Consider the following 24,865-nt stretch of genomic DNA (forward strand, 5'->3'; position numbering starts at 1 on the left):
GGAGGGGGCTCCGGGAAACGCTATGAATACGTCCCTGTACGCTGCGCTTTCGCCATCCATGGCGAAAGAGCTTCCCTCCGCCCCCTCCCCGACCACACCTTATTCAATATCGAGGAGAGCGCCGCTCAAATGAAAACCACCATCAACTGGACTGGCGATGCCAGCTTTCGCGCAACAACCGGCTCGGGACATGACATCCAGATGGATGGACCGCCGGATCACGGTGGCCAGAACCAGGGCGCACGCCCGATGGAGATGATGCTGGTGGGTCTTGGCGGCTGCACATCCTTTGATGTCATGAGCATCCTTCACAAGTCGCGCCAGGACGTTACCGATTGCCGCGCTGAAATCGAGGCGGAGCGGGCGGATACGGTGCCGTCGGTGTTCACGCGCATTCATATCCATTTCCACGTGACCGGCAACAATCTGAAAGAGAAGCAGGTCGAGCGCGCAATCCGCCTCTCAGCCGAGCACTACTGCTCCGCATCAATCATGCTGGAAAAAGCGGGTGTTGAAATCACGCATGAATACACCATTCATAATGGGTAAGGGTATTTTCAAAACTCCAAGATTCTCTACCGGGAAAGGTTCAGGGCTTGAAAGTCGGTGGTATGGCTTGGAGGGAAGCTCTTTCGCCATGGATGGCGAAAGCGCAGCGTCCAGGGATGGATTCATAGCGTTTCCCGGAAAGCCATACCACCGACTTTCAAGCCTGCACGGAACCAACCGGCAAACAAAACCAGAAGACTCGGAAATCCCTGAGAACAATCATGGTGTTCAGCACCTCACGGCAAAGGCATAATACTCCGCTTTAACCAAGTGTGAGCGAAAGAGGCGCGCCGATGGAGAACAAGCTGGAGCTTCACGGTTTCAACAACCTGACCAAGTCCCTGTGCTTCAATATCTACGATATCTGTTATGCACGGACCGAAGAGCAGCGTGAAGCCTATATTGACTACATCGACGAGATGTACAACGCCGAACGCCTGACCCAGATCCTCACGGACGTGGTCAAGATCATCGGTGCCAACATCCTCAATATCGCCCACCAGGACTACGACCCCCACGGCGCCAGTGTGACCATGCTGATTGCCGAGCACGAGGTAGTGCCGGAAGGCCACAGCAGCGAGGCCTCCCCGGGCCCCCTGCCCGAAACCCTGGTGGGACACCTGGACAAGAGCCATGTAACCGTCCACACCTACCCGGAAAGCCATCCCTACGAAGGCATCAGCACCTTCCGGGCGGACATTGACGTGTCCACCTGCGGACTCATTTCGCCGCTGAAAGCGCTCAATTACCTGATCCACAGTTTCGATTCAGACATTGTCACGGTCGACTACCGGATCCGCGGCTTTACCCGCGACGTGGACGGCAAGAAGCATTACACCGATCACGACATGAGCTCCATCCAGGACTACCTGACCGAAGACACCCGCGCGGCCTACCAGATGATGGACGTCAACGTGTACCAGGATAACCTCTTCCACACCAAGATGATCCTGCGCGAGTTCAACCTGGACAACTATGTGTTCGGCGTGAATGCCAGTGACCTTGATCCCCAGGAGGCCGACGACATCCATCAACGCCTCCAGAAGGAAATGCTCGAGATCTTCTACTCGCGCAACCTTCCCTGACCTCCCGCCACAGCTTCCCCTCAAGCCTGATTCGCCCGGGAGACGGCGCACGCCGTTCACGGGGCCATTGTGTCAATACCCAGCGTTACAGTTACATCGTTTAATGTAAATTTTGGCTATCAACCTCTTTACAGCCAAGTATACACTCGTCTACATTTGTATACAGTTGTATACACAGATAACGCAGGAGACGCCGCTATGGCCCAACAGAAAGGCGCAATCGCTGCCACCCATACCCGGGTTGCCATCATTGGTTCTGGATTCTCGGGCCTTGGCATGGCCATCCGGCTCAAGGGGGAAGGCCGACATGACTTCCGCATCTTTGAAAAGGAAGACGGGGTCGGCGGCACCTGGCGCGTGAATCACTACCCGGGTTGTGCCTGTGACGTGCAGTCCCATGTGTACTCATTCTCGTTCGAACCCAACCCGGAATGGACGCGGATGTTCGCGCCGCGTGACGAGATCCGCGCCTATCTGGAGCACTGCGCCGACAAGTACCGGATCCGCCCGCACATCCACCTCGGCACCGCTCTCAACACGGCTGAATGGGATGAGGATGCCGCTCTCTGGCGTCTCCAGGACGAACACGGCAACCGCTATACGGCCAATATGCTGGTATCCGGAATCGGGGCTCTCTCCACCCCCACCTACCCGAACGTGCCCGGTCGCGACCGTTTTCAGGGCAAGGCATTCCATTCCCAGGACTGGGATCACGATTATGACCTGCGCGGTAAGCGAGTGGGTGTGATCGGCACCGGGGCCTCGGCCATCCAGTTCGTTCCGGAAGTGCAGAAAGAGGCCAGCAACCTGAAGGTCTTCCAGCGCTCGGCGCCCTGGATCATGCCGAAGCCGGACCGGCCCATCCGATCCTGGGAGCGGGCGCTTTTCCGGCGCGTGCCGACGGCCCAGACACTGCAGCGCAAGACACTGTACTGGATGCTGGAAGCCCGCGTACTGCCCATGCTGATCAACCCGAAGCTGCTGCGATTCGTCAAGGTCATTGCCCGGCGCCACATCCACAGCCAGATCAGTGATCCGGTGCTGCGCCGCCAGGTCATGCCGGACTATGAATTCGGCTGTAAGCGGGTACTGATGTCCAACAACTACTACCCCGCCCTGGACAAGCCCAACGTGGACCTGGTCACCGATGACATTCAGGAGATCACGGAAACGGGGATACGCACTGCGGACGGCCAGGAGCACGAGCTGGACACAATCATCTACGGTACCGGCTTCAAGGCGACCGACCCGGTCCCCAACGGGCTCATCAAGGGCCGTGGCGGGCAGGACCTGCAGGAGGTCTGGCGTGAAGGGCCCGAGGCCTACAAGGGCGCCACCATCCACGGCTTCCCCAACCTGTTCATGATCATGGGGCCGAATACCGGGCTTGGTCATAACTCGATGGTGTACATGATCGAGTCCCAGATCCAGTACGCGCTGGATGCGCTCAAGACCATGGAGAAGCGGGATCTCGACTGGGTGGACGTCAAACCCCGCAAGCAGGCCCAGTACAACGAGAAGCTACAGAGCCGGCTCGACGGCTCCATCTGGACGGATGGAGGCTGCACCAGCTGGTATCTGCATCCGGAAACGGGTAAGAATGTGGCCTTGTGGCCGGACTTTACCTTCCGGTTTGCACAGCAGACCTGTCGGTTCGATCCGGCGGCCTACAAATGGGGGTGGCGTGAGGAACAGGCAGCGCCCCCTACCCCATCCAATGCGTCCAATAGAAAAGAGGAAGCCTTTGCATGAAGTCATTTTCGGGAAAAGTCGCGGCCATTACCGGCGCAGGATCAGGCATCGGACGGGCGCTGGCCCTGGCGCTCTCCCGCGAAGGCTGCCATCTGGCCCTGAGTGATGTGAACGCGGAAGGGCTGGCAGAAACCGCCAGGCAGTGTGAAGCGGATGGCATTACCGTTACGACGGCCAACGTTGATGTCTCCAACAAGCAGGCCGTCCACAAGTGGGCGGACAGCGTCGTCAAGGATCATGGGCGGGTCAACCTGGTCATCAACAATGCCGGCGTGGCTCACGCCGGCTCCGTGGAGGGGTCCAGCTACGACGATTATGACTGGATCCTGGACATCAACCTGCGTGGCGTCCTCTATGGCACCAAGGCCTTTCTCCCGCATCTGAAACAGGCGAAGGACGGCGGCCACATCGTCAATATCTCCAGCATCTTCGGGCTCTTCTCGCAGCCGGGGATGAGCGCCTACAACATGACCAAGTTCGCGGTCCGTGGCTTTACGGAATCCCTGCGCCAGGAGCTGGACCTGGAAGGCGCGAACGTCTCCGCCACCTGCGTTCACCCCGGCGGCATCAGGACCAACATCGCCCGTTCCGCGCGTATGGACAACAGCGTCCAGGACCTGATGGGCGGCGAAAGCAACGACCAGATGCAGGCCAGTTTCGAGAAGCTTTTCCGGACCACGGCGGATCAGGCCGCAGCCGCTATACTCAAGGGCGTGCGCCAGAACCGTCGGCGCGTCCTGATCGGGCCCGATGCGCGCGCCGCCGACTGGATGCAGCGCGTGCTGCCCACGGGCTATCAGACACTGGTCACGACCGCATTGAAACTGAACCGCAGAAAACAGGGCGGAACCCATGCAAGTAATGGAAACAGCAACCTATGAGGCCATCCTGGCGTCCCTCGAAGAGGTCAGCGAGCAGTACCTGAAGGCAACGGCGGATCTACCCACCCTGGCCGGCAGCTGGCAGCCGGGGCGCAATGCCTGGCAACGGTTGCAGTCCATGAGCGGTTGGCTTCCGGGCATCAGGGCCGAGCGCATCGAGATTGACGGTCACTGCATGCACTACTGGCGAATCGGCTCCGGTCACGGAACCCCGGTGGTGCTGGTCCATGGTTTTGGTGCCAGCAAGGAAAACTGGCTCAGCATGCTGCCGGCCCTTTATAAGCGCGGCATCACCCTTTATGTGCCGGACCTTCCGGGATTCGGCCAGAGCGACTACATCGACGGGGCCCGCTACACCTACGGGAAACAGGCCGGGCGTCTGGACGAATGGGCCCGCCGCCTGGCCCTGCCAGCGGCACACTGGATCGGGTCATCCATGGGGGGCGCCACCCTGGCAACCCTGGGCGCCAACCATCCCGACCGGGTTCGCAGCCTGGTACTGATGAACGCCGCGGGCATGGGCAGCGCACGTTTCAGTCCGATGGAAACCCAGCTCCTGCAGGGTGAAAACCCATTGATCGCGGCGTCAACGGCAGAAACACGGGCGCTGTTCCGCATCGCCATCCACCGGCACCAGGGGCTGATCAGTCGCCTGATGCCACTGGCAATGGGTTCGGAGATGCAGCAGCGGGCACCGGTCAACCGCCGGATCTTTGCCGACATGATGCAGCCCGAGGAGCCCGTTCCCGGGCTTCTGGACCGGGTGAGTGCCCCGACCCAGATCGTCTGGGGCGAACAGGATCGAGTGGTCGATGTCTCCTGCGCCCATCATTATGGGGCGCTGCTCCCCAATGCCCGGGTCAGGGTGTTGCGGGGCATCGGACACCTGCCGATGCTCGAAGCGCCCCTGCGAAGCGCCCGTATCGTGCGCAACTTCTGGAAAACATTGGCGTAACGCCGGAACCGGCGCTACCAGGCGTAGCGCTTGTGTTCCATCAGCTCCAGAAGCCTGGGGCGAAGGATGAGATCAATCGCCAGGGGCAGCTTGGGCCCGGGAATCACAAGGGTGTCCTGCCGGGACATGAAACTGCCGGAAATCATCTGCAGCAGCCTCTGGAAATCCACCTCCATATAATGCCGGAAGTGGATGACGATCATGCTCTCGTCATCCGTGGGCACTTCGCGCACCACAAAAGGGTTTGAGGTGTCGACGGTGGGTACCCGCTGGAAGTTGATGTGGGTGTTGGAGAACTGCGGGACAATATCCTGAACGTAGTCGTCCATGCGGTTGATAATGGTCTCGACCACCTCGCCCTCACGATAGCCCCGGTAATTGGTATCCCGGTGAATCTTCTGGATCCACTCCAGGTTGACGATCGGCACTACCCCAATCAGAAGATCCACGTGATCCGCCACGTTGTACCGATCCGTGGCGATACCACCATGCAGCCCCTCGTAGAACAGCAGATCGCAATCAGGCGGCAGACTCTGCCAGGGCGTGAAGCTGCCCGGCTCGTAACCGGCGGCGATCAGCTCGCGGTCCTCATCGTGCACATACTCACGATACTGACCCGTACCGGTTGCACCGAAATCCTGGAAAAGGGCTTCAAGTTTTTCGATATGGTTGGCATCCAGGGCGAAATGGTTGAAATCACCATAACGCCCACGAGCCGCCACCCGCGACATCTGCTCACGGGTATAGCGGTGGAAGCTGTCGCCACTGACGGTGGCGGCACGCAGCCCTTCACTCGCGAAGAGTTTACTGAATGCGCGCCCGGTGGTCGTGGTGCCGGCTCCCGATGAGCCGGTAACGGCAATAATCGGATACTGACTGGACATGCCTGCACGGGTCTCGGTATGGGTCAAAGCCCGCAATCGCGGGACCGCACATAGTGCACAGGTCTCTGCCCACTGACAAGGATCAGTATCGCAAAAGCCGCGGCCGACCTACGGCTGCCCCCTGGGCATAATCCACGCCGAGTACCCGCAGGGCGTCGAGACGGGCCGGCTGGGAGACGCCGCTCACAACCACTTCGGCGCCCATCTGGTGTGCCACTGTAACAACGGCGGAGAGCATTGAATCCCGCGCAAAACCGGACCACTGAGAGCCAGAACCCTCCTTCAGGCGGATCAGGTCCGTTGGCAGCCGGCGGACCAGACGAGCCATCTCGGGATCCGTCTCACGCATGTCCAGACAGATGCGCCCGCCAAGCTCACGTACCTCCCGCATGAACAGGGCCACGGCATTGGGGTGGGCCATGGCGTCGGCTTCCGAGACACAGAACCAGAGTTTGTCCACGGGGCACTGGTGATACCTGAAAACCGCCTGAATGAATCGCGTCAGACCGGGCTCGGTCAGGGTATACCCCAGAACAGGGATACAGACGCCGGACTCCGCCTCGGGGAAAGTCTGCAACGGCCGCTTGAGGCACTCCAGAACCGCCTGCATCAACCACTCATCAAGACGTGCCCCGCCGCCATAGCGCTCCGCCAGGGGCACGAGCTCGGAGGCATCCATCAGCTCCCCGTGTTCATCCGGCGCCGTCATGCTCAGCTCATGCTGGGCCGGCATGCGGGTGGTCCCGTGAAGCGGGATAATACGCGAAGCCCGAAGCAGTAGCTCATTGCGCCGCAGCGCCTCATTACCCGCGAGCCGATCGGCAAGACGCACCACGTGACGCATCCGCTCGGCGGGGACAGACCCGTAACGAAAGGCGGGTGGCCATTCAAAGGGTGCTTTCCCACAGGCCTCATCCGCCAGTGCCAGCCAGCGTTCAGCGGTGACAACGGCGGGATCCCCGACAGCAACCCCGGCCCGCAGAATACCCTCATCGCCGCCGATTACGCGGTGAACCCGGCGCAGCATCCGTACCAGCCAGGCCTCCATGGCCTGCCCATGAAACAGCAGGCCCAAGCGGTTTCCGGAGAGTCTTCCGATCAGGGTATGGGGCGGCAATTGCTCGCCCAGAAGCTGGACCAGGGTTGCCGGGTCCACCGCCTGCTCGCGCCATGACATGACGATCAGGGTCTGTTCCCGGGACGGCGGTGCCGCCACCAGCATCCGGGTCAGTCGACGCCGGAATTCCCCATCGTTGCACAGACCTGTCTCCGGATCCGTGATCACGCGCTCCACCAACTGCCGGTAGAGCGTCTCCAGCAAGCGGTCCAGTCCCTCATCAACCAACGCCTGGTCATGCCGCGAAATAGGCAGCAGTTCGCCATCCGCCAGTCGCCGGGAAAGCGCATTCAGGCCTAGATCCGCAATCTTGCGACCCGACGGGCCGACCAGGAGAAAGCGCCGGCGATGCTGGCCTGCCCAGGCCATCCGGATCGGCCTGGTCGTACCATCCGTCATCCTTTCCAGGAACCAGGTCCCCACCGGCATCGACTCGAGGCTCTTCTCCCAGTAAGCCAGGGAGCGGTCGGTTCCGTCGTGGTGCTCCTTGACCGGCTTGCCCCGGAATCCGGCGCTCAGCTTCACATACCGGCTGCGATGGGGGTGCCTGATATGGTCCGCCAGGCTCTCCAGGCTCTCGTCACTGGGTTGTTCCGGCGTGCGCTCACGAAACGCCCTCAGGCGAGCGATCAATTCCTCGGCGCGGGTTTCCGACGCCGGGTCGCTCGCGTCCAGGATGGCATCCAGGAGCTCCAGTGCCTCACTCCAGAGCCCTTCCTGGGATTCACTGCGGAGGTAATGCAGCATCATCAGGTTGCGCCACTCATCCTCCACGAATCGCAGGACCGGCCTGGGAAGGGGTTCCCCGAAAAGCCGGTCATCCAGCGCCTCGTCGGTTACCCGGGCGGCTTCATTGACGCGCTCACTGCCTTCCACGGCCTTGATCGCCGTGCGCACCTGCCGCTGATAGTTTTTTTCGCGCTCCTCCAGTTCCTCCCGGAATGCTTCCGCCGCCTGGGTAAGTGCCCGGTTCGGTGAGCGGTCGGGGTCGAGCCCCCTCAGCGGCTGGTACAGTTCCGACGACCAGGGGAGTTGCGACTCCTGGTCCGCGGTATCAAGGTGGCCGATGCGGTTGATCAGGCGCCGCAGTGGGTGATCCCTTTCCTCGAGACCACCCGGTTCCCTGGCCAGAACCCGGGCAATGACCGGCTCAAGCCCCTCGATCAAGCCTCGTCCCCGCTGGGTCAGTCGCGGACTCCGGCACAGCGCGGCGACAAGGTCCGGAACCAGTGATTCGGGAAAGCGTGCGGCCCCGGAAACTGCCTCATCGTTTTCCAGCCTGGTATGCAGGGAGCGGATGGCCTCCGCCCTCGTGTGCCCACCCAGGGGCTCGGGACGCAGATCCTCGGGCTCAGTCAGTGACGGAAGGGGCGGCATGGCCACCTGGCGCACGGCAATCTCCGCCTCCTGGCGCCGGTTGTTCACGGTTCGCCTGGGAGTCGCCGGCAGGTGGAGCAGCATCCCCTGATGGCCAGCGTCCGAAACAATGGCGTTGTTGCGCGCCAGTACCGAGTGGAGGCTGGCGTAGAGGTCCCCGAGCTCATGCAGCACATCGGCCTCAAAGCGCGCGTAGAGTTCCCGGCTTTCCTGCCGGTTGAAACCACGGGCCCGAACAGCCTGACCCAGCACCCGGCAGAGCACCTCGGGGCCCAGTGGGCCCGGCTCCATCGCCGCCGACTCCAGACCCAGGTCACTGAGCCGGGCATGAAGCAGGCCGACGCCGGCTTCGTGGCGCTGCCTGGCCCGCTCCGCGAGCACACCCAGAATGAGCCAGTCTGAACCGCCGTGATCCGATGCAACCGGGCTGCAGAGGCCATCAAAGGTGCCTCGAAGCTCAGTCTCCAGGGACTCACTCAACCCATTGGAGACTGGCACCAGGCTGGCTGGCAGCGCGTCGAGCCATTCCGCAACCAGCGCCTTGATACCACCCAGCCAGGTCGCACGCACCTGGGAGAGGATAACCTTCGAATCCGCCTCCGGGTGGCGTTTCCGGGAGGATTCATCAACCAGTCCGGACTGCTGGAGGAGGGTTTCAAACGCCTGCAGGGAGGCGGAAGAGAATTCAACAGCGAGGCTCTCGGTGCCGGCACGTACAGCATGGCCGGGGATGCAATGCCAGTCCGAACTGCGATTGGGACGAAGGTGGAGATTAATCCGGCTCTTTCCGGCTTCCAGCCAGGCCCGGATTGCGGCCGCACGGGATGCCGGGTATCGGATTGATACTCCGGTCGCTGAAAAAGCAACAACCTGGCACGGCCAGGAAAGACCTTCCGGTGTTTCAGCCCGCGCCGCGATACGGGCACTGCGTCTCTGGCTGTGGCGTCTGTCGGCGTTAGGCCGTACAGCGCCCGGACGTCCACATTCCATGCGGGATTCCCTGTTCATTCGACAACGAGCGCAGATTACGCGCCAGGGTATGACCCCGCCATTGCGGGTTTCCGAAACATTACAATCGCTTCACGAAAATCCGGGAGTTACGGCTGCGCGTGGCTTCCCGGTCTTTTTCCGGCGGCAGGCGGTCAAGCTCCGCCGCCTCGAAACCACGTTCAATGAACCAGTGCGCCGTCTGGGTGGTCAGCACAAAGAGCTCCCCCAGACCTTCAGCCCGGGCGTGGCGCTCCGCCATCGCCAGGAGTTTGTCCCCACGACCGGAGCCACGGTAGTGATCGCTGACCGCAAAGCACGCCAGCTCCATCATCCCGGTTGAGGGATAGGGATAGAGCGCGGCACAGCCCACAATACCGCCGTCGCGCTCATCCACCAGGAAACGGTCAATCTCGGTCTCGATCAATTCCCGTGGACGGCTGACCAGTACGCCACGCTCTTCGAGAGGCTGTATAAGCTCCTGGATAGCGCTGATGTCCTCTGCCGTGGCGGTACGAAGGTGCTCATAGTTCTCATCGGTTACCAGGGTTCCCAGACCATCCCGGGTGAACAGCTCCTCCAACAGGGCACCATCGGTGGTATACCCGATGATGTGGGCGCGACGCACTCCCCGGTCACAGGCCGTCACAGCCGCCCGCAGAGCCGCCGCATCATCCCCCTCGGGCACTTTCGAGGTCAGCAGCTCCCGCGCCTGGGTCACGCTCAGCTCACGCACAAGCTGCCCCGTGCTGCCGGGCACCCCGTTGTTTTCCGTGAACAGGATGAGCTTGTCGGCATCCAGCGCGGACGCGGCCTCCCCGGCCACATCCTCGTGGGAAAGGTTGAACGCATCCCCGGTTGCGGAGTAACCGACCGGCGGCAGCAGGACGACCTGCCCGAGCGCGAGCTGCTGCTGGACGCTGGCGGCATCGACGCGACGCACCCGTCCGGTGTATTCAAGATCCACACCGTCGATAACGCCAATAGGCCGCGCCGTCACCCAATTACCGCTGGCGACCCGGATCTGGGCCCCATGCATGGGCGAGTTGATCAGCCCCATGGAGAGCCGACTCTCCAGCATGGCCCGCAGCCGCCCCACAGCTTCAAGAACCAGGGGCAACTGGGCTTCACTGGTGATCCTCAGCCCCGTCTGATACCCGGACTCGAGGCCTGCGCTCTCAAGCCGTTCACGGATCTGGGGGCGGGCACCAAACGCAATCACCAGGCGCACCCCCAGACTGGCCAGCAGCGCAATATCGTGGATGATGGGCGTGAGATTGCTGTGCGCCAGGGCATCACCACTGAGGGTGATCACCACCACCCTGTCGCGGTGTGCGTTGATGTAAGGCGATGAATGGCGAAACCAGTGCAGCCAGTTGTGGTCAGTCACCCGCTCTTTCCTCCCCTGGTTCGACGCAACAACGTTGTATGAGACCGGACAGGATACCGACCATGGGCTCGATCTGCGACAGGGCCAGGAACTCGTCGGGCTGGTGGGCCTGGTCGATGGAGCCGGGCCCGAGGACCAGCGTCTCCATCCCGAGCGACTGCAGGAAAGGGGCCTCGGTGGCAAAGGCAACGCCCTCGGCCCTGTGCCCCGTCATCTGCTCGCACAGCGAGACCAGTTTCGAGCTCTCGGCCTGCTCGAAGGGCGGCACGCCATCAAAGAGTGGCTCGAAGATGCATTCGAGCTCCCTGGCACGGGCGATGGGCGCCACCCGCTCCAGGATCAGGCGCCGCAGCTCGCTGATGTCCATGCCGGGAAGCGGCCTGAGATCAAAATGCAGCTCGCAGTCGGCACAGATCCGGTTGGGATTGTCACCACCGTGGATATGCCCCGGATTCAGGGTTGGCACGTCCACCCGGAAGCCCGGATGCTGGTACTGCTTCTGGAGTTCCCCGCGCAGCGCCAGTATCTCCGTCAGGACCGCATTCATGCCTTCCAGGGCATTGCGCCCCAGTGACGGGTCCGAGGAGTGGCCAGACCGCCCCTCCAGCCGCAGACGCTCCATCATGATGCCCTTGTGCAGCCTGACAGGCCGGATTTCGGTGGGTTCACCAATAACCGCGTAGCGGCCCCGCGGCCTGCCGGCCCGGACCAGTTCCCGGGCACCTCCCATGGCGCTTTCCTCGTCGGCGGTTGCCAGGATCACCAGAGGTTCACTGAACGCCGCATCCCTGGCCCGCCAGGCGGCTTCAAGCGCCAGGGGGAAGAAGCCCTTCATGTCGCAGGTGCCCAGCCCATACCAGCGGTCACCCCGCTCACTCAGCGTGAAGGGGTCCGTCTGCCAGCGGTGCTCATCGAAAGGCACGGTATCCGTATGACCGGACAGGACCAGCCCGCCCGGCCCCTCGCCGCGTGTGGCAATCAGGTTGTACTTACCCGGCGCTCCGGGAACCGCCATGGTCTCCACCCGGAAGTCCAGCGCGGAAAGCCATTGAGCCAGCTGGCTGACCACCACCTCATTGCTCTGATCCCACTGGGGGCTGACGCTGCTGATTGATGGCGTGGCGATCAGGGTTGCCAGCATGTCACGGATTTCCGGGATCGGCCGCTGCATCGTCACTGCTCCTCGCCGCCTTCTTCGACAGGGGTCGGGACGGGCCTGATTTCACCCAGCCCTGGCCTGAGGAATTCTTCCAGGCCGGGCCCCTCCTCATCACCCGTAATGGGGCGCCCGGGATCATCCGGACGCCGCCAGACCGAGAAGGTCTCAATATCCTCCGCGTGGAAGGGCGCGACCACCTCACCCCCTTCCAGGGTCCGCCGGATATGGAGGGCTCCGCCTTCCAGAGCCACAAGCTGGCCTTCCACGCGTCGCCCATTGGCAAGATCAAGCCGCACCCGCCGGTCAATCCAGGCAGCCGCCCTTTCCGTGTTCGACGCCCTGAATTTGGGATCGTTATCCGGTTCTTCCACGGGCACCAATGGTTCCTCCGCCGCATCGCTGTCCGGCTTGTCCGGATCCACGGCAAATCCGACACTCTCCCACTGCCGGTCATTGTACACAATGGAGAGCCCAGCCTTCTCCTGCCATTGCGCCAGGGTCAATCGCTTTCCCGGCGCCTGGAAATCCTCCGCCGGATTCCACTCCAGGGCAAGCTCACCGCCTTCCCGCAACCAGCTCTGGAAAAGGTTGGTGGTCTCCGTTGATGGACTCATGCCCTGCTCTTTCATGGACATCGACCAGTCACGGGCCGCCCCCAGAACCCATTCGTCCACGGGTTCATCTTCAGCAGCGGCACAGAACGAGGACAGGCGACGCATGAAACCCGCATCGCGCATTACGACTTCCCCCTTATGGATGCCGGGCTGATAGGTGGCGGAGGTTTCAGACCATGGCAGAGCAAGGCGCTCTCCCTGCCACTGACCGGAGAGGCTTCCAAGGAGACCGGCATCCAGACTCAGGGAGTAGCCGTGTCCCTCGCCACCGGTAGGCCCTCGATAACGGAGGGCTGCGTCAGCACCAATCCGATCAATCCCCATGCGCAACAGATCCGCGGGGGTCAGTGCCGGCTGGTTCCCGCAGCGTTCCAGATGCAGGGGGTGCTGCTGCAGGGAAAGCGCACGATGGACGCGAGCCCAGGGACGGAACAGATCCGGCTGAAGCACCAGTTCCACCTCATTGAACTGGAGTTCCCAGGTGCTGGGCTCCTCACCACTCAACAGCCACCGGTGGAGGGGCAGAAACCCGGGCGCACTGAATGACACCGACTTCAGGGTCACGGGCTCGGAAACATCAAACCAGTGCCAGCGCACCCCTTCAACGGAGACGCTGCCGTCAAACCCGGGACGGATACGGTCCCAGTGAAGGTCGCCCCAGGGACCGGCGAATTGTTTCATCTCGCTCAGAGTCGAATGGGCGCCATACCATAAGGTGGCGTAATGAGTGACGGCGGCCAGAAGCAGCGCCGCAAGAACAGAGATCAGAAGTTTTTTCATGATTCAGCGCCTGGAACCCTTGCTGGGAGCGAAAGTAGCTTACCTCACGCCCCTGTGTTTTTATAATTCAGTCGAATGTCGACCCTGTCTCAGCGTAGCAGTCATCGCGACGCCAAAGTGCAGGAAAAATCATGTATATTCACTATAGTAGGAATCAGAAGGGCTGTTATCCGCCATTGCCCCGAGGCAGGAGGCATCATGACCCCAAACCAGCAGCAGTCCAGAACCTTTATCCGCCACCCTGTGGATATGCCAATCGATGTGGAGCCGCTGAACGGTGGGCGCTACCGCGAGGGACTGCGCAACCTGAGCCTGGGCGGCGTGGCATTCTCCGCCGCTGAACCCTGGACCCGGGAAACGCGCGTCCGCATCACCATCAGCTGCTGCGACCCTCCTGCCACCGTTGTTGGCCAGGTAGCCTGGTGTGAGCCCGCCGGGGACCACTATGAGGTAGGCGTATCCTTCCTGAGTCCGGCAGACGCCTACCGCATGCGACTGATTGAGCAGGCCTGCCACATCCAGCAATACCGCCTGGACCAGGTCATCCAGGAGGGACGATACCTGACGCTGGACGAGGCCGCCCAGGAGTGGATCCAGAAGTACGCGCCCTACTTCGCGCCGATTGACGAGCCCCGCCTCACGAACGAGTAATGAGCGTACCCACCCCTTCGTCGGTGAAGATTTCAAGAAGTGTGGCATGGGCAACCCGCCCGTCGATGATGTGCGCAGAGGCCACGCCGCCCTTGACCGCATCCAGGGCGCAGCGGATCTTGGGCAGCATACCGCCGTGAATGGTGCCATCGGCAATCAGTTCATCCACGCGCTGTGCGGAAAGTCCGGTCAGCACCTGGCCCTCGTTGTCCTGAAGTCCGGCCACATTCGTCAGCAGAATAAGCTTCTCCGCCTGCAGGGCCTCGGCGACCCGCCCCGCGACGGAGTCCGCATTGATGTTATAGGCCATACCGTCATCACCGACGCCAATGGGCGCGATCACCGGGATCACATCACCCTGGGTCAGCATGTTGATGACGTCGGTATTAACGGAAGCCACTTCGCCGACATGCCCGATGTCCACGATCTCGGAACTGGTCACTTCCGGGGCGGGATCCCGCACCTCAAGCTTGCGTGCACGGATCAGGCCCGCGTCCTTGCCGGTCAGGCCGATGGCCCTACCCCCATGCTGGTTCATCAACGACACGATTTCCTTGTTCACACGCCCGCCGAGCACCATCTCCACCACATCCATGGTTTCGCTGTCGGTCACGCGCATGCCATTCACAAACTTTGAGTGAATATCCAGGCGCTCCAGCAGCTCGCCGATCTGGGGACCTCCGCCATGGACGACGATCGGATTGATGCCCACCAGCTTCATCAGGACCATATCCCGGGCGAAGCTGTTCTTGAGTTCCTCGTTTTCCATGGCGTTGCCGCCGTACTTCACCACGATGGTCTTGCCGGTGAAGCGCTGGATATAGGGCAGGCCCCGGCTCAGTACCGAGGCTACCTGCATGGCAGTGTCGCGATCCATGGTCATGGGGTATGCAATCTCCTAGAAACTGATCGTCAACGACGGTTCGGCCTTCTGGAGCTGGTCCCGGAAAATGGCCTTGATCCGTTCCAGCCCCTCTATGGATTCCGCCTCAAAGCGCAACACCAGATTGGGCGTGGTATTTGAGGCGCGACAGAGCCCCCAGCCATCCGGGTAGTCCACGCGAATGCCATCGATATCGGTAATGGTGGCATCACCAAAATCCCCGTCATTGGCCAGCCGCTCAATGAGGGCAAACTTGGCATCGTCCGGTACCGGCAGGTTGATCTCGGGGGTGCTTTCATCCTCCGGGAACTCCGCGAAGACCGCATCCGCCTCACGGTCCTCAGTGCCCAGGATCTCCAGCAGCCTTGCTGCGGCGTAGATGCCATCATCAAAGCCGTACCAGCGCTCCTGGAAGAAGATGTGGCCGCTCATCTCCCCGGCCAGCAGCGCGCCCTCGGACTTCATCTTGGCCTTGATCCAGGAATGGCCGGTCTTCCACATGATGGGGCGGCCGCCGTACTCGTTGATGACGGTCGCAAGGCGGCGGGAACACTTCACGTCGTAGATGATGTCCGCGCCGGGGTTGCGCGAGACCACATCGCGGGCAAACAGCATCAGCAGCCGATCCGGCCAGATGATCTTGCCGCTGTTGGTGACAACGCCCAGGCGGTCACCATCACCGTCAAAGGCGATCCCCAGGTCCGCGCCCTGATCCCTGACCGTCTGGATCAGGGTTTCCAGGTTCTCCGGCTTGCCCGGGTCCGGATGATGATTGGGGAAATCGCCATCCACATCGCAGAACAGGGGTGTGACCTCACACCCAAGCTCCTGGATCAGTTGGGGCCCAAGCTCCCCGGCGACGCCATTGCCCGCGTCCACCACAACGCGCAGGGGCGTGGCAACGGCGATATCGCCCACGATCCGGTCGATATAGGCCTTGCGCACGTCCTGTTCCGTCTGCTGGCCGCTGCCCTCTTCCAGCTGCTGGTTGCGGATGCGCTCCAGCAGTTTCTGGATGGCGTCGCCAGCCAGGGTCTCACCCCCGAGCACCATCTTGAGGCCGTTGTACTCAGGCGGGTTATGACTTCCGGTGATCATCACCCCGGAGCCGTTCTCCAGGTAGTGGGCTGCAAAATACAGAACCGGCGTGGGAACACGTCCGACGCGGACGACGTCCATTCCGGCCTGCATCAGGCCCTGCGAGAGCGCCTCGGCCAGTTCGGGGCTCGAGTGGCGGCCATCGTAACCCACGCAGATCTGCTGCTGGCCCCGCTGAATGCCTTCACTGCCAATCGCCTGGCCGATAACGCGGACGATATCCGGCGTCAGGGTGTCGCCCACCACGCCACGGATGTCATAGGCACGGAAAATCGAATCGGGAACTTCTGTCATCAAGGGTGCGGTTTCTTCCAATGTCATCTCCCCGGCGTCACTGCCGCCTTCCAGCCCGAGGACGTCCTCGTCCCCGTTCATCATTTCAATGTCGAGCGCATCATCATCGAAGAGGGGGTCGTTGTCACCCCCCTCCTCACTATCGGGCTCTGCCGGGGCCGCCTCCTCCTCTGGAGCGGCCTGGCGTTTCTTCGCCGCTGGTTTCTTCGTGGCTGCCGCGCCACGACCGGTTCTGACCGGCGCTTCCCTGGCAAGCCGACTCAGGGTCTCGGCCAGCGCAATCGTGGCCGGCAACCTCAGCGCCGGCAGCTTGACACGCTCGCCACCAAAGGCTTTCTGGGCCCACTGACTGAGACCGGAAACGTCGTTACGGAGCTGCTTCTGCAGCGTCATGAATACAGCCCAGAGCCCTGCGATAACGACAAGCGCAATGCCCAGGGCCATCCCCCACACAGTCATCAGCGGGAAAAGTTCCGGCGGTTGGGCGGTGGAGGCATAGCGCACGGACCAGCGGTCAACAGCGAGGTCGCGGGCAACACCCTCCCCGCCGGCCTGGCCACTGGAAACGATGGTCACGTCCCGGTTATCCACGCGCTGGCGCAATTCCACACGCCCGTCGATGGCTTCGGTGGCGGCCGCGATAACGGGATCCATTACGCTGGCCTCGAAAATCACGAGCAGGCTGCCACCTTTTCTGCCGTCCTCCCCGGTCTTGACCGGGGCGGCAATCTGCACCAACCACTCGCCGTCACGCTGGTAGGCATCCATCTGGTTCTCGCCCGAGCGTTCGGCCTGACGGGCAAGATCAATACTGGCAAAGCTGAGTTCGTAGTCGCGTCCCTCGGGCTGGGTGACCTCATCCGGTGCAAACAGGAAAACCGCCCGCGCGGACGGAAGTGTATCCTGAAGCACCCGAGCGACTTCCTGTTTCCCACCCCCCCGGGCGGCCTCAAACGTAGTCTGTTGGGCTGCATAGCCGGCAACAATATCGTGGAGGTAGCTCAGGTGCTGGTCAAACCGGCTTTTCAGACCATCGACGCGGTCGCGGGTATTGGCCTCAAGCACCCGCTGTTCGGTGGGCGCCATGACGAAGGTGGTCAGCAGCCACGTCAGCACGGCGACACCGGCCAGGACCAGGGCCGATTGCAGCAGCGGGATCCGCATCAGCGAAAACGGGCGCGCTCGCGAGTCGTTCCCGGGGGCATCCGTTTTTTTCTTTTTCCCGAATTTCATGGACTCATCCTTAATTGGGGAGGCTTTGAAGCCAGTATAGAAACCTCGGCTATTATTGCATCCTAGCGGCCGCCTGTTGAGCCAAAACCGCCTTCACCGCGCAGAGAGGCATCAAATTCATTCACCAGTTCGAATTCCGCCTGGACGACGGGCACGATCACCAGCTGGGCGATGCGTTCGCCGGGTTCGATGGTGAAGGTTGTATTACCCCGATTCCAGCAGGAGACCATGATCTGGCCCTGGTAGTCGGAGTCGATAAGGCCCACGAGGTTGCCCAGGACGATACCGTGTTTGTGGCCGAGGCCGGAGCGCGGGAGGATCATGGCGGCCAGTGAGGGGTCGTCGATGTGGAGGGCCATGCCGGTGGGGATGAGGTCGGTTTCGCCGGGGGCCAGCGTTAAGGGTTGTTCGACGCAGGCACGGAGGTCGAGGCCGGCGGAGCCTTCGGTGGCGTAGCTCGGCATGGGGATGGTGTCGCCCAGGCGCTCATCCAGGATTTTGAGCTGGAAACGTTGTTTGGACATTATTTGGTCTCTGGTTTCTGTGGGTTGCTGTGGGTTTTGTGCAGGAAATCAGTCGGGTGGGGAGCGCTTTCCGGGAATCGCTGTGAATCCATCCATGGACGCTGCCCTCCGCCATCCATGGCTCCGGAGCTTCCCGGAAAGCGCTCCCCACCCGACTGATTCCCCCCGCATTGTTTATGCTCGCGACCTTTTATGGATCAGGGTCAGGAGATCGGTCGCCAGTTCTGTCTTGGAGCGGGCATCATACTTTTGGCTACCGCCTTCCCAGAACACCTCCACTGCGTTGCGGTCACTGTTGAAACCGATATCCGGGGCCGAGACATCATTGGCGACGATCATATCGAGGTTTTTGCGTTTGAGCTTGTCCTTCGCATAATCGCTGACGTTGTTGGTTTCGGCGGCGAAGCCGACGGTGAAGGGTCGGTTCTGCTTTCGGGCCGCGACGGAGGCGAGGATATCGGGGTTCTGTTGCAGTTCGATTACCGGGGCGCTGTCTTTGTTTTTCTTGATCTTGGATTCGGAGCGGGTGACCGGGCGGTAGTCGGCGACGGCGGCGGTGGCGACGAACCAGTCGGTGCCGTTGGTCAGGGCCTCGTCCACGGCCTTTTGCATGTCTTCGGCGGTTTCCACATCCACGCGCTGGACGCCGTTGGGCGTGGGCAGGGAGACGGGGCCGGCGACCAGGGTGACGTCGGCGCCCTGGCGGGCGGCGGATTCGGCGATGGCGAAGCCCATGCGCCCGGAGCTGTGGTTGGTGATGTAGCGCACCGGGTCCAGGGACTCGCGGGTGGGGCCGGCGGTGAGCACGAGGCGGATGCCTTTCAGGGGCTGGTCGTCCATGGCGGCAACCTGCTGCACCAGTTGGTCCGGCTCCAGCATGCGCCCGGGCCCCACATCCCCACAGGCCTGATCCCCCTCGGCGGGGCCCCAGATACGGAACTGCGGATCGGATTCAAGCGCCTGGAGATTCTTCTGCGTGCGGGCATTCGCCCACATGGCCTGGTTCATCGCCGGCGCCAGGGCAATGGGCGCCTCGGTGGCCAGGCAGAGCGTGGTCAGCAGATCATCGGCAAGGCCGTGAGCAAGACGGGCCATAATGTCGGCGGACGCGGGCGCCACCAGCACCAGCTCCGCCCACTTCGCCAGCTCAATATGGCCCATCCCGGCCTCCGCCTCGGGATCCAGCAGACTCTGGCGAACCGGATGGCCACTCACCGCCTGAAAGGTCAACGGCTGAACAAACGCCTTCGCCCCCTCCGTCATCACCACCCGAACCTCATGCCCCTGCTGCTTGAGCCTGCGCACCAGATCCGCACTCTTGTAGGCGGCAATGCCGCCGGTGACCCCAAGAAGAATCCGTCTGCCCACGTTATCCCCTGCTTAGCTGTTTGGCCGATCTGAACCACAAGATACCAGAGAACCTCCGTGAATTGGCATGGCCTGTTGATATCGCTAGACTATCTCCCCTTAGCAATCCAGCTGACGGCAGCTACTCGAAGCTGGATAGAGGCAGGCGGGGCGGGCTTCACGGGAAGCTCCGGAGCCATGGATGGCGGAGGCGCAGCGTCCAGGGATGGATTCATAGCGATTCCCGTGAAGCCCGCCCCGCCTGCCGATGCACGGAAGACGAAAACCGAAAGGACTCAAGAAATGTCAATCAAGGACCTCCCTGTAGAGGAACGCCCCCGCGAAAAACTCCTGAACCACGGCGCCACCACCCTCAGCGACGCCGAACTCCTGGCCATATTCCTGCGCACCGGCAGCGCCGGCAAACCCGTCATGACCCTGGCCCGGGAACTGATCGAACAGTTCGGCAGCCTGCGCGCCCTCGCCGGCGCCTCCGCCACCCAGTTCTGCCGCACCCAGGGCCTGGGCACCGCCAAGTTCGCCCAGCTCCAGGCCGCGCTCGAAATGTCACTGCGGGTACTGGACTCCCCGCTGCAAAGCGGTGAAGCCCTCACCTCCCCGGACGCCACCCGCCGCTACCTCAAGACCAAGCTCATCACCCGGCCCCACGAAGTCTTCGCCTGCCTGTTCCTCGACACCCGCCACCGCATCATCCGTTACGAGGAACTGTTCTCCGGCACCATCGACGGGGCCGCCGTCTACCCTCGTGAAGTGGTCCGTCGCGCCCTGGACCACAACGCCGCCGCCGTGATCCTGGCCCACAACCACCCGTCCGGTGTCGCCGAGCCCAGCGACGCGGACATCAACCTCACGGAGCGCCTGAAATCCGCGCTGGGACTGGTTGACGTACGGGTCCTCGACCACATGATTGTGGGCCACGGCGAAGTAACCTCGCTCGCAGAGACGGGCCGGATCTGAACTTTTGCTTTGCGTTTTTGGCGTGATTCTGGTATAAAACCGGCCTTTTCCGGGAGCGTCAGGCGCAGGCTTTAGCAGCCGATCAGGGCAACAGGGCACGACCTGAGCGCAGGATTCGTTTTCAGCACAATTACCAACGCTCTGTTGGAGGCCAAAATGTCCAGAGTTTGTCAGGTGACCGGTAAGCGCACAGCCACCGGTAACAACGTTTCACACGCCATGAACCACAGCAAGCGGCGGTTTCTGCCCAACCTGCAGACCCACCGTTTCTGGGTTGAGAGCGAAAAGCGTTTCGTAAAACTGCGTATTTCCACCAAGGGGATGCGTATCATCGATAAAAAGGGTATCGAAACGGTCCTGAAAGACCTCCGTGCCCGCGGCGAAAAGGTCTGAGGAGAGCATCATGCGCGAGAAAATCAAACTGGCGTCCAGCGCCGGCACGGGTCACTTCTACACCACGACCAAGAACAAGCGCAACACGCCGGACAAGATCGAGATGAAGAAGTACGATCCGGTGGTTCGCAAGCACGTGAACTACAAGGAAACGAAGCTCAAGTAAGGCTTCAGGCTGCCGGAGGCTATCTGGAACCAACAGAGCCTCCGGCGGCTATCCCTCCCCCTTGCCCCCGACCGGCCGCGGCAATTCGATTTCCATACTGATGGGCAGATGATCCGACACTGGGTAACTGACCACCTTGGCGTCGTGCACATCCAGAGAAGGACTCACCAGAATGTGATCCAGGGCCTTTTCCGGTCGCCAGCTCGGGAAGCTGAATGCCGAATTGGCCAATGGAGCCAGATCCGCCTCTTTCAGGGGAGACTGCCCCAGGAGCTGATCCGCGTGAGCATTCATATCGCCCATGAGCACCACGTGCTCATAGGGCGCGATCAGGTCCCGGATATAGGCAAGCTGGCGGTTCTGGGCCCCCTTGCTCAATGACAGGTGCATCAGGACCAGGACCAGCGGGTCCTCGGGATTGCCATAATAGGCCACTATCGCGCCCCGGCCCGGAATCAGCCCCGGAAGACGATGATCTTCCACGGCCAGGGGCCGGTAGCGGCTGAGTATCCCGTTGCTGTGCTGGGCAATGCGCCCGAGATTGCGGTTCAGCTGCTGGCGCCAGTAGGGAAAACCACCGTGCTCGGCCAGATACTGCACCTGATTCACAAAACCGCTGCGCATGGAACCGCCATCACACTCCTGAAGCGCAACCACGTCGTAGTTGCGCAGCAGTTCCGCGATGCGATCCAGGTTGTCCTGACGTTGGCGATGCGGCAACAGGTGCTGCCAGCTCCGGGTCAGGTAATGATGATAGGCTTCGGTGGCAATCCCCACCTGGATATTGAAGGTCAGCAGCCGGATACGTCCGGCCCGCTGGAGTGTCGGTGCGAACTCAGAACCAGAGGTGGCGCCGCGAACCGGGTGAAGCCCGCGGAGCCGTTTTACCTGATCTCGCAGTCTTGGGTACACGGATTAATCGCCGGAGCGTTCCTGTTCCACCAGGTGATCAGCAATGGCCAGCATGTTCTCATAATTACCGGCCTTTCTGACGGTAATCACATAGCGCCCCTCAACAACCAGGGTTGGCGTTCCCGTTACCCGCGCGCCCTGCTGGAAGGCCTTGCCGCGGCGCATGGCCGTATCCACCGCGAAACTGTCCCAGGCTTCCGTGACCGCTTCGGCATCGGCTGCGCCAACTTCCTCGAAAAAGCCGGCCAAGGCCTCTTTTGAGTTGAGACTGCGCTTTTCACCGGCCAGGGCGTCAAACAACGGCCCGTGCATTTCATCGACAACCCCAAGTTCACGCGCGACATAGAACGCCTGAGCATGGGTTTCCCAGTCACTACGCATGGATGCCGGCACATGGCGCAGATTCACGTCGTCCGCCAGGTCCTTCTTCCATTCCTTAATGACCGGCTGCATCTGGTAGCAGGAGGGGCAGCCATACCAGAAGACTTCGGCAACCTCGTACTGGTCCCCGGAACGGGTTTCAACCGGGTTGGACAGTTGATTGTAATGCGTTCCCTCTTCCCAGTCCTGCGCCATCGCCAGGGGAGCGACAAACGACAGAGCTAAAAGGGTACACAGAATCCTTCGTGGCATGTTCTTCTCCGAATAGGGCACTAATGAATTGACCACCCTATTGAAGCGAACTTTGAGGGCCGCAGCAAGTACCGATTGAGAAGCCTCAGTAGAGGCCCTCAATGTACTCGGCAACCGCCTCGATTTCCGAGTCGCTCAACCTGGACGCGATGCCGCCCATGATCTGGCTCTGCTCATTGTGGACGCGAGCACCGGATTTATAATCCTTCAGGGTCTGTGCCACATACCCGGAAGACTGACCACTGATGCGCGGATAGCCCGCCGGCTCGTTGCCCTTGCCCTGGGGCCCGTGGCACGCGGTACAGGCTGCGACGCCCTTGGACATATCGCCACCGCGGTAGAGCGACTCACCCTGATCGACCAGCTCCGGATCCGCTTCGCCACGGGGCATATCCTGCTGGCCAAAATACGCCGCAATGTCCTTCAGATCCTGATCGCTCATGCCATCCAGTTGCCCGGCCATCATGGGAATCTCCCGATCGCCGCTCTGGATCGCCTTGAGCTGGCGATAGAGGTAGTTCTCACCGATCCCGGAGAGCTTGGGGTATTCTCCCTGGGTAGGCTCGGCGCCAGCCTCGCCATGACAGGCGACACAGCCGCCAGCCAGCTCCTCACCCGCCTGGGGGTCGGCTGCCTGGACCGTGCCGGTCAGCCCCATCAACACTACTAGACCTGTCAGCAGTTTTTTCATTCTTGCACCACTCGGATTACGCTTTCATTCTGGTCTGGCCAACGGCGCGGACGGACACCCCGCCCAATCGCCGCCGGCCCCGGAAACTGGTGTGGTATTATACATGTTTCGCCACTGACTGAAATCAGCAAAGCAACGGACCCTTTCGTGACCGACCAATCTCCCCACCCCACCATCGCCTTCAACAGCGCGCGCTTTCTCACCAGCGCCGCACACCTGGACCAGTGCCCCGAGGACGAAGGTTGCGAAGTGGCCTTTGCCGGGCGCTCCAATTCCGGAAAGTCCAGCGCTCTCAACGCCATAACACGCAACAGCAAGCTGGCGCGCACCAGCAAGACGCCCGGCCGCACCCGCCTGATCAATTTCTTCACCCTGAGCCGCCCGGGTGCCCGCCTGGTGGACCTTCCCGGCTATGGTTATGCCCGGGTTTCGCGGGAAATGCAGCAGGACTGGGAAAAGCACCTCGGCGCCTACCTTGAGCACCGCCAATCCCTGCGCGGCATGACCCTGATCATGGATATCCGCCATCCGCTGTCAGAGTTCGACGAGATGCTCATCGAATGGTGCCAGCATCATGACCTTCCAATGCTTCTGCTGCTGACCAAGGCCGACAAGCTCAAGAAGAACCCGGCGCGCCAGCAGGTCCGGGACGTCCAGAATGCGCTGCGGGACGTCCCCTGCGTCACCCGGGTCCAGCCGTTCTCCGCCCTCAAGGGCGACGGCATCGATGAAGCCAGGGCCCACCTCAGCCAATGGCTGGATGGGCCCGACCCGGACTGATCAGGAACCTTCAGCCTCGGGCTGGACCCGGGACAGCTGCGGCCGGTAACGCTCTCTGATCGCCGCCATCTGGTCATAATACGAATCGGTCAGGTAGGGCAACTGAAGGGTCAGCACCTGGTAGATCCCCTGCTTGAGTTCCTGCTGGCTGGTGGCATCGTTTCCGCCGTCCGCACGGGCGGTTTTCAGGAACGCCATCCAGTTCGTCACCACCAGCCACACGTTCAGGGCCATGGCTTCCTGTTCCTGATCGGAATGCGGGTGAAGAATGCCCGCATCCTCAAGTCCCTGCAACACCGCCCGTACTTCCGTCAGGCACTGGAAGGTGAATTCGCGATAGTCCATGCGCAAGCGCTCGTCCGTGGTCAGCAGGTATTCGAGATCGCGGTGAAAGAACCGGTAATACCAGAGCCCATCAAAGACCGATTCCAGGTAGAACATCTGGTCCTCGATCGTCAGTGTGCGATCGCGCGGCACCCGGAGGTACCGGTCAACCAGGGCCCGGTACTGGATAAACAGCGAGTAGATGATGTCGGTCTTGTTGCGGAAGTGGTAGTACAGATTCCCGGGGGAGATGCCCAGCTCCGCCGCAATATGGTTGGTGGTGACATTGCGCTCACCCTGTTCGTTGAACAGTTGAAGACTGGTCTGGAGAATCCGGTCACGGGTTTTCATGGGGCCTCTGACAGCAGGGGATTGACTATTAGAGTAGATACTCTAATAATGAATTTAAAGGGTAGCCTATGGCCCGA

23 protein-coding genes are annotated in these 24,865 nt (G+C 61.7%); 10 read left to right on the plus strand and 13 right to left on the minus strand.

Features of this window, described 5'->3' with window-relative positions:
* Positions 1-129 precede the first annotated feature (129 nt).
* From DES49_RS10175 to DES49_RS10195, 5 genes are all read left to right on the plus strand, one after another.
* Positions 130-549, plus strand: a complete 420-nt coding sequence (locus DES49_RS10175; RefSeq protein WP_133736297.1) for an OsmC family protein — start codon at positions 130-132, stop codon at positions 547-549.
* Positions 550-842: 293 nt separating this feature from the next.
* Positions 843-1,634: an adenosylmethionine decarboxylase gene (gene speD, locus DES49_RS10180; protein ID WP_133736298.1), complete on the plus strand. Its 792-nt coding sequence runs from the start codon at positions 843-845 to the stop codon at positions 1,632-1,634.
* A gap of 198 nt (positions 1,635-1,832) precedes the next feature.
* Positions 1,833-3,386 (plus strand): flavin-containing monooxygenase, encoded by a 1,554-nt coding sequence (locus DES49_RS10185; protein ID WP_133736299.1) that lies wholly within the window; start codon positions 1,833-1,835, stop codon positions 3,384-3,386.
* Positions 3,383-4,267: an SDR family NAD(P)-dependent oxidoreductase gene (locus DES49_RS10190; RefSeq protein WP_133736300.1), complete on the plus strand. Its 885-nt coding sequence runs from the start codon at positions 3,383-3,385 to the stop codon at positions 4,265-4,267. The genes DES49_RS10185 and DES49_RS10190 overlap by 4 nt, the downstream gene beginning before the upstream one ends.
* Complete coding sequence (locus tag DES49_RS10195; protein ID WP_166646057.1) at positions 4,248-5,222, plus strand: alpha/beta fold hydrolase; 975 nt, start codon at positions 4,248-4,250, stop codon at positions 5,220-5,222. The genes DES49_RS10190 and DES49_RS10195 overlap by 20 nt, the downstream gene beginning before the upstream one ends.
* A gap of 14 nt (positions 5,223-5,236) precedes the next feature.
* Here the strand turns inward: DES49_RS10195 and DES49_RS10200 are convergent, their stop codons facing one another.
* The 5 genes from DES49_RS10200 to DES49_RS10220 all read right to left on the minus strand — a co-directional run bounded on the left by DES49_RS10200 (position 5,237) and on the right by DES49_RS10220 (position 13,530).
* Entirely contained in the window at positions 5,237-6,106 is an 870-nt protein-coding gene (locus tag DES49_RS10200; protein WP_133736302.1) for a phosphoribulokinase, read from the minus strand.
* An 82-nt stretch (positions 6,107-6,188) separates the two neighbouring features.
* A complete protein-coding gene (locus tag DES49_RS10205) occupies positions 6,189-9,590 on the minus strand; it encodes a DUF1631 family protein (protein ID WP_166646058.1) in 3,402 nt (1,133 codons plus the stop codon).
* A gap of 79 nt (positions 9,591-9,669) precedes the next feature.
* Positions 9,670-10,977 (minus strand): amino-acid N-acetyltransferase, encoded by a 1,308-nt coding sequence (gene argA / locus DES49_RS10210; protein WP_133736304.1) that lies wholly within the window; start codon positions 10,975-10,977, stop codon positions 9,670-9,672.
* Complete coding sequence (gene argE / locus DES49_RS10215; RefSeq protein WP_133736305.1) at positions 10,970-12,148, minus strand: acetylornithine deacetylase; 1,179 nt, start codon at positions 12,146-12,148, stop codon at positions 10,970-10,972. The genes argA and argE overlap by 8 nt, the downstream gene beginning before the upstream one ends.
* Before the next feature lie 2 nt (positions 12,149-12,150).
* A complete protein-coding gene (locus DES49_RS10220; RefSeq protein ID WP_133736306.1) occupies positions 12,151-13,530 on the minus strand; it encodes a hypothetical protein in 1,380 nt (459 codons plus the stop codon).
* Positions 13,531-13,728: 198 nt separating this feature from the next.
* Between DES49_RS10220 and DES49_RS10225 the strand changes: the two genes are divergently transcribed.
* On the plus strand, positions 13,729-14,181 hold the full coding sequence (locus DES49_RS10225) for a PilZ domain-containing protein (RefSeq protein ID WP_166646059.1): 453 nt from the start codon (positions 13,729-13,731) through the stop codon (positions 14,179-14,181).
* On the opposite strand, the gene argB is transcribed toward DES49_RS10225, so the two are convergent.
* From argB to coaBC, 4 genes are all read right to left on the minus strand, one after another.
* Positions 14,168-15,064: an acetylglutamate kinase gene (argB, locus tag DES49_RS10230; protein WP_133736308.1), complete on the minus strand. Its 897-nt coding sequence runs from the start codon at positions 15,062-15,064 to the stop codon at positions 14,168-14,170. The genes DES49_RS10225 and argB overlap by 14 nt on opposite strands.
* A gap of 15 nt (positions 15,065-15,079) precedes the next feature.
* On the minus strand, positions 15,080-17,689 hold the full coding sequence (locus DES49_RS15715) for a phosphomannomutase/phosphoglucomutase (protein ID WP_133736309.1): 2,610 nt from the start codon (positions 17,687-17,689) through the stop codon (positions 15,080-15,082).
* 62 nt (positions 17,690-17,751) lie between these two features.
* Complete coding sequence (gene dut / locus DES49_RS10240) at positions 17,752-18,213, minus strand: dUTP diphosphatase (RefSeq protein ID WP_133736310.1); 462 nt, start codon at positions 18,211-18,213, stop codon at positions 17,752-17,754.
* 174 nt (positions 18,214-18,387) lie between these two features.
* Positions 18,388-19,581, minus strand: a complete 1,194-nt coding sequence (gene coaBC / locus DES49_RS10245; RefSeq protein ID WP_133736311.1) for a bifunctional phosphopantothenoylcysteine decarboxylase/phosphopantothenate--cysteine ligase CoaBC — start codon at positions 19,579-19,581, stop codon at positions 18,388-18,390.
* Positions 19,582-19,863: 282 nt separating this feature from the next.
* Between coaBC and radC the strand changes: the two genes are divergently transcribed.
* The 3 genes from radC (at position 19,864) to rpmG (ending at position 21,097) form a co-directional block, all read left to right on the plus strand.
* Positions 19,864-20,538 carry a RadC family protein gene (gene radC, locus DES49_RS10250; RefSeq protein ID WP_133736312.1) on the plus strand — a complete coding sequence of 225 codons (675 nt, stop codon included), beginning with the start codon at positions 19,864-19,866 and terminating at the stop codon, positions 20,536-20,538.
* Between the two features lie 156 nt (positions 20,539-20,694).
* The gene (gene rpmB / locus DES49_RS10255) at positions 20,695-20,931 is read left to right on the plus strand and encodes a 50S ribosomal protein L28 (protein ID WP_133736313.1); all 237 of its coding nucleotides are present in this window, start codon (positions 20,695-20,697) and stop codon (positions 20,929-20,931) included.
* Between the two features lie 10 nt (positions 20,932-20,941).
* Positions 20,942-21,097, plus strand: a complete 156-nt coding sequence (rpmG, locus tag DES49_RS10260) for a 50S ribosomal protein L33 (RefSeq protein WP_133736314.1) — start codon at positions 20,942-20,944, stop codon at positions 21,095-21,097.
* 48 nt (positions 21,098-21,145) lie between these two features.
* Here rpmG and DES49_RS10265 read toward each other — a convergent pair whose 3' ends face one another.
* The 3 genes from DES49_RS10265 to DES49_RS10275 all read right to left on the minus strand — a co-directional run bounded on the left by DES49_RS10265 (position 21,146) and on the right by DES49_RS10275 (position 23,333).
* Positions 21,146-22,009, minus strand: coding sequence for an endonuclease/exonuclease/phosphatase family protein (locus DES49_RS10265; RefSeq protein WP_133736315.1), 864 nt, complete (start codon positions 22,007-22,009; stop codon positions 21,146-21,148).
* Positions 22,010-22,012: 3 nt separating this feature from the next.
* Positions 22,013-22,642, minus strand: coding sequence for a thiol:disulfide interchange protein DsbA/DsbL (locus tag DES49_RS10270; RefSeq protein WP_133736316.1), 630 nt, complete (start codon positions 22,640-22,642; stop codon positions 22,013-22,015).
* 85 nt (positions 22,643-22,727) lie between these two features.
* Positions 22,728-23,333 carry a c-type cytochrome gene (locus DES49_RS10275; RefSeq protein WP_133736317.1) on the minus strand — a complete coding sequence of 202 codons (606 nt, stop codon included), beginning with the start codon at positions 23,331-23,333 and terminating at the stop codon, positions 22,728-22,730.
* Between the two features lie 147 nt (positions 23,334-23,480).
* Between DES49_RS10275 and yihA the strand changes: the two genes are divergently transcribed.
* Entirely contained in the window at positions 23,481-24,113 is a 633-nt protein-coding gene (gene yihA / locus DES49_RS10280; RefSeq protein WP_243865014.1) for a ribosome biogenesis GTP-binding protein YihA/YsxC, read from the plus strand.
* Here the strand turns inward: yihA and DES49_RS10285 are convergent, their stop codons facing one another.
* Positions 24,114-24,788, minus strand: a complete 675-nt coding sequence (locus DES49_RS10285; RefSeq protein ID WP_133736319.1) for a TetR/AcrR family transcriptional regulator — start codon at positions 24,786-24,788, stop codon at positions 24,114-24,116.
* Positions 24,789-24,865: the final 77 nt, after the last annotated feature.

The sequence above is a fragment of the Halospina denitrificans genome (assembly GCF_004364635.1).
In the GTDB taxonomy this organism is placed as follows: Bacteria; Pseudomonadota; Gammaproteobacteria; order Pseudomonadales; family Oleiphilaceae; genus Halospina; species Halospina denitrificans.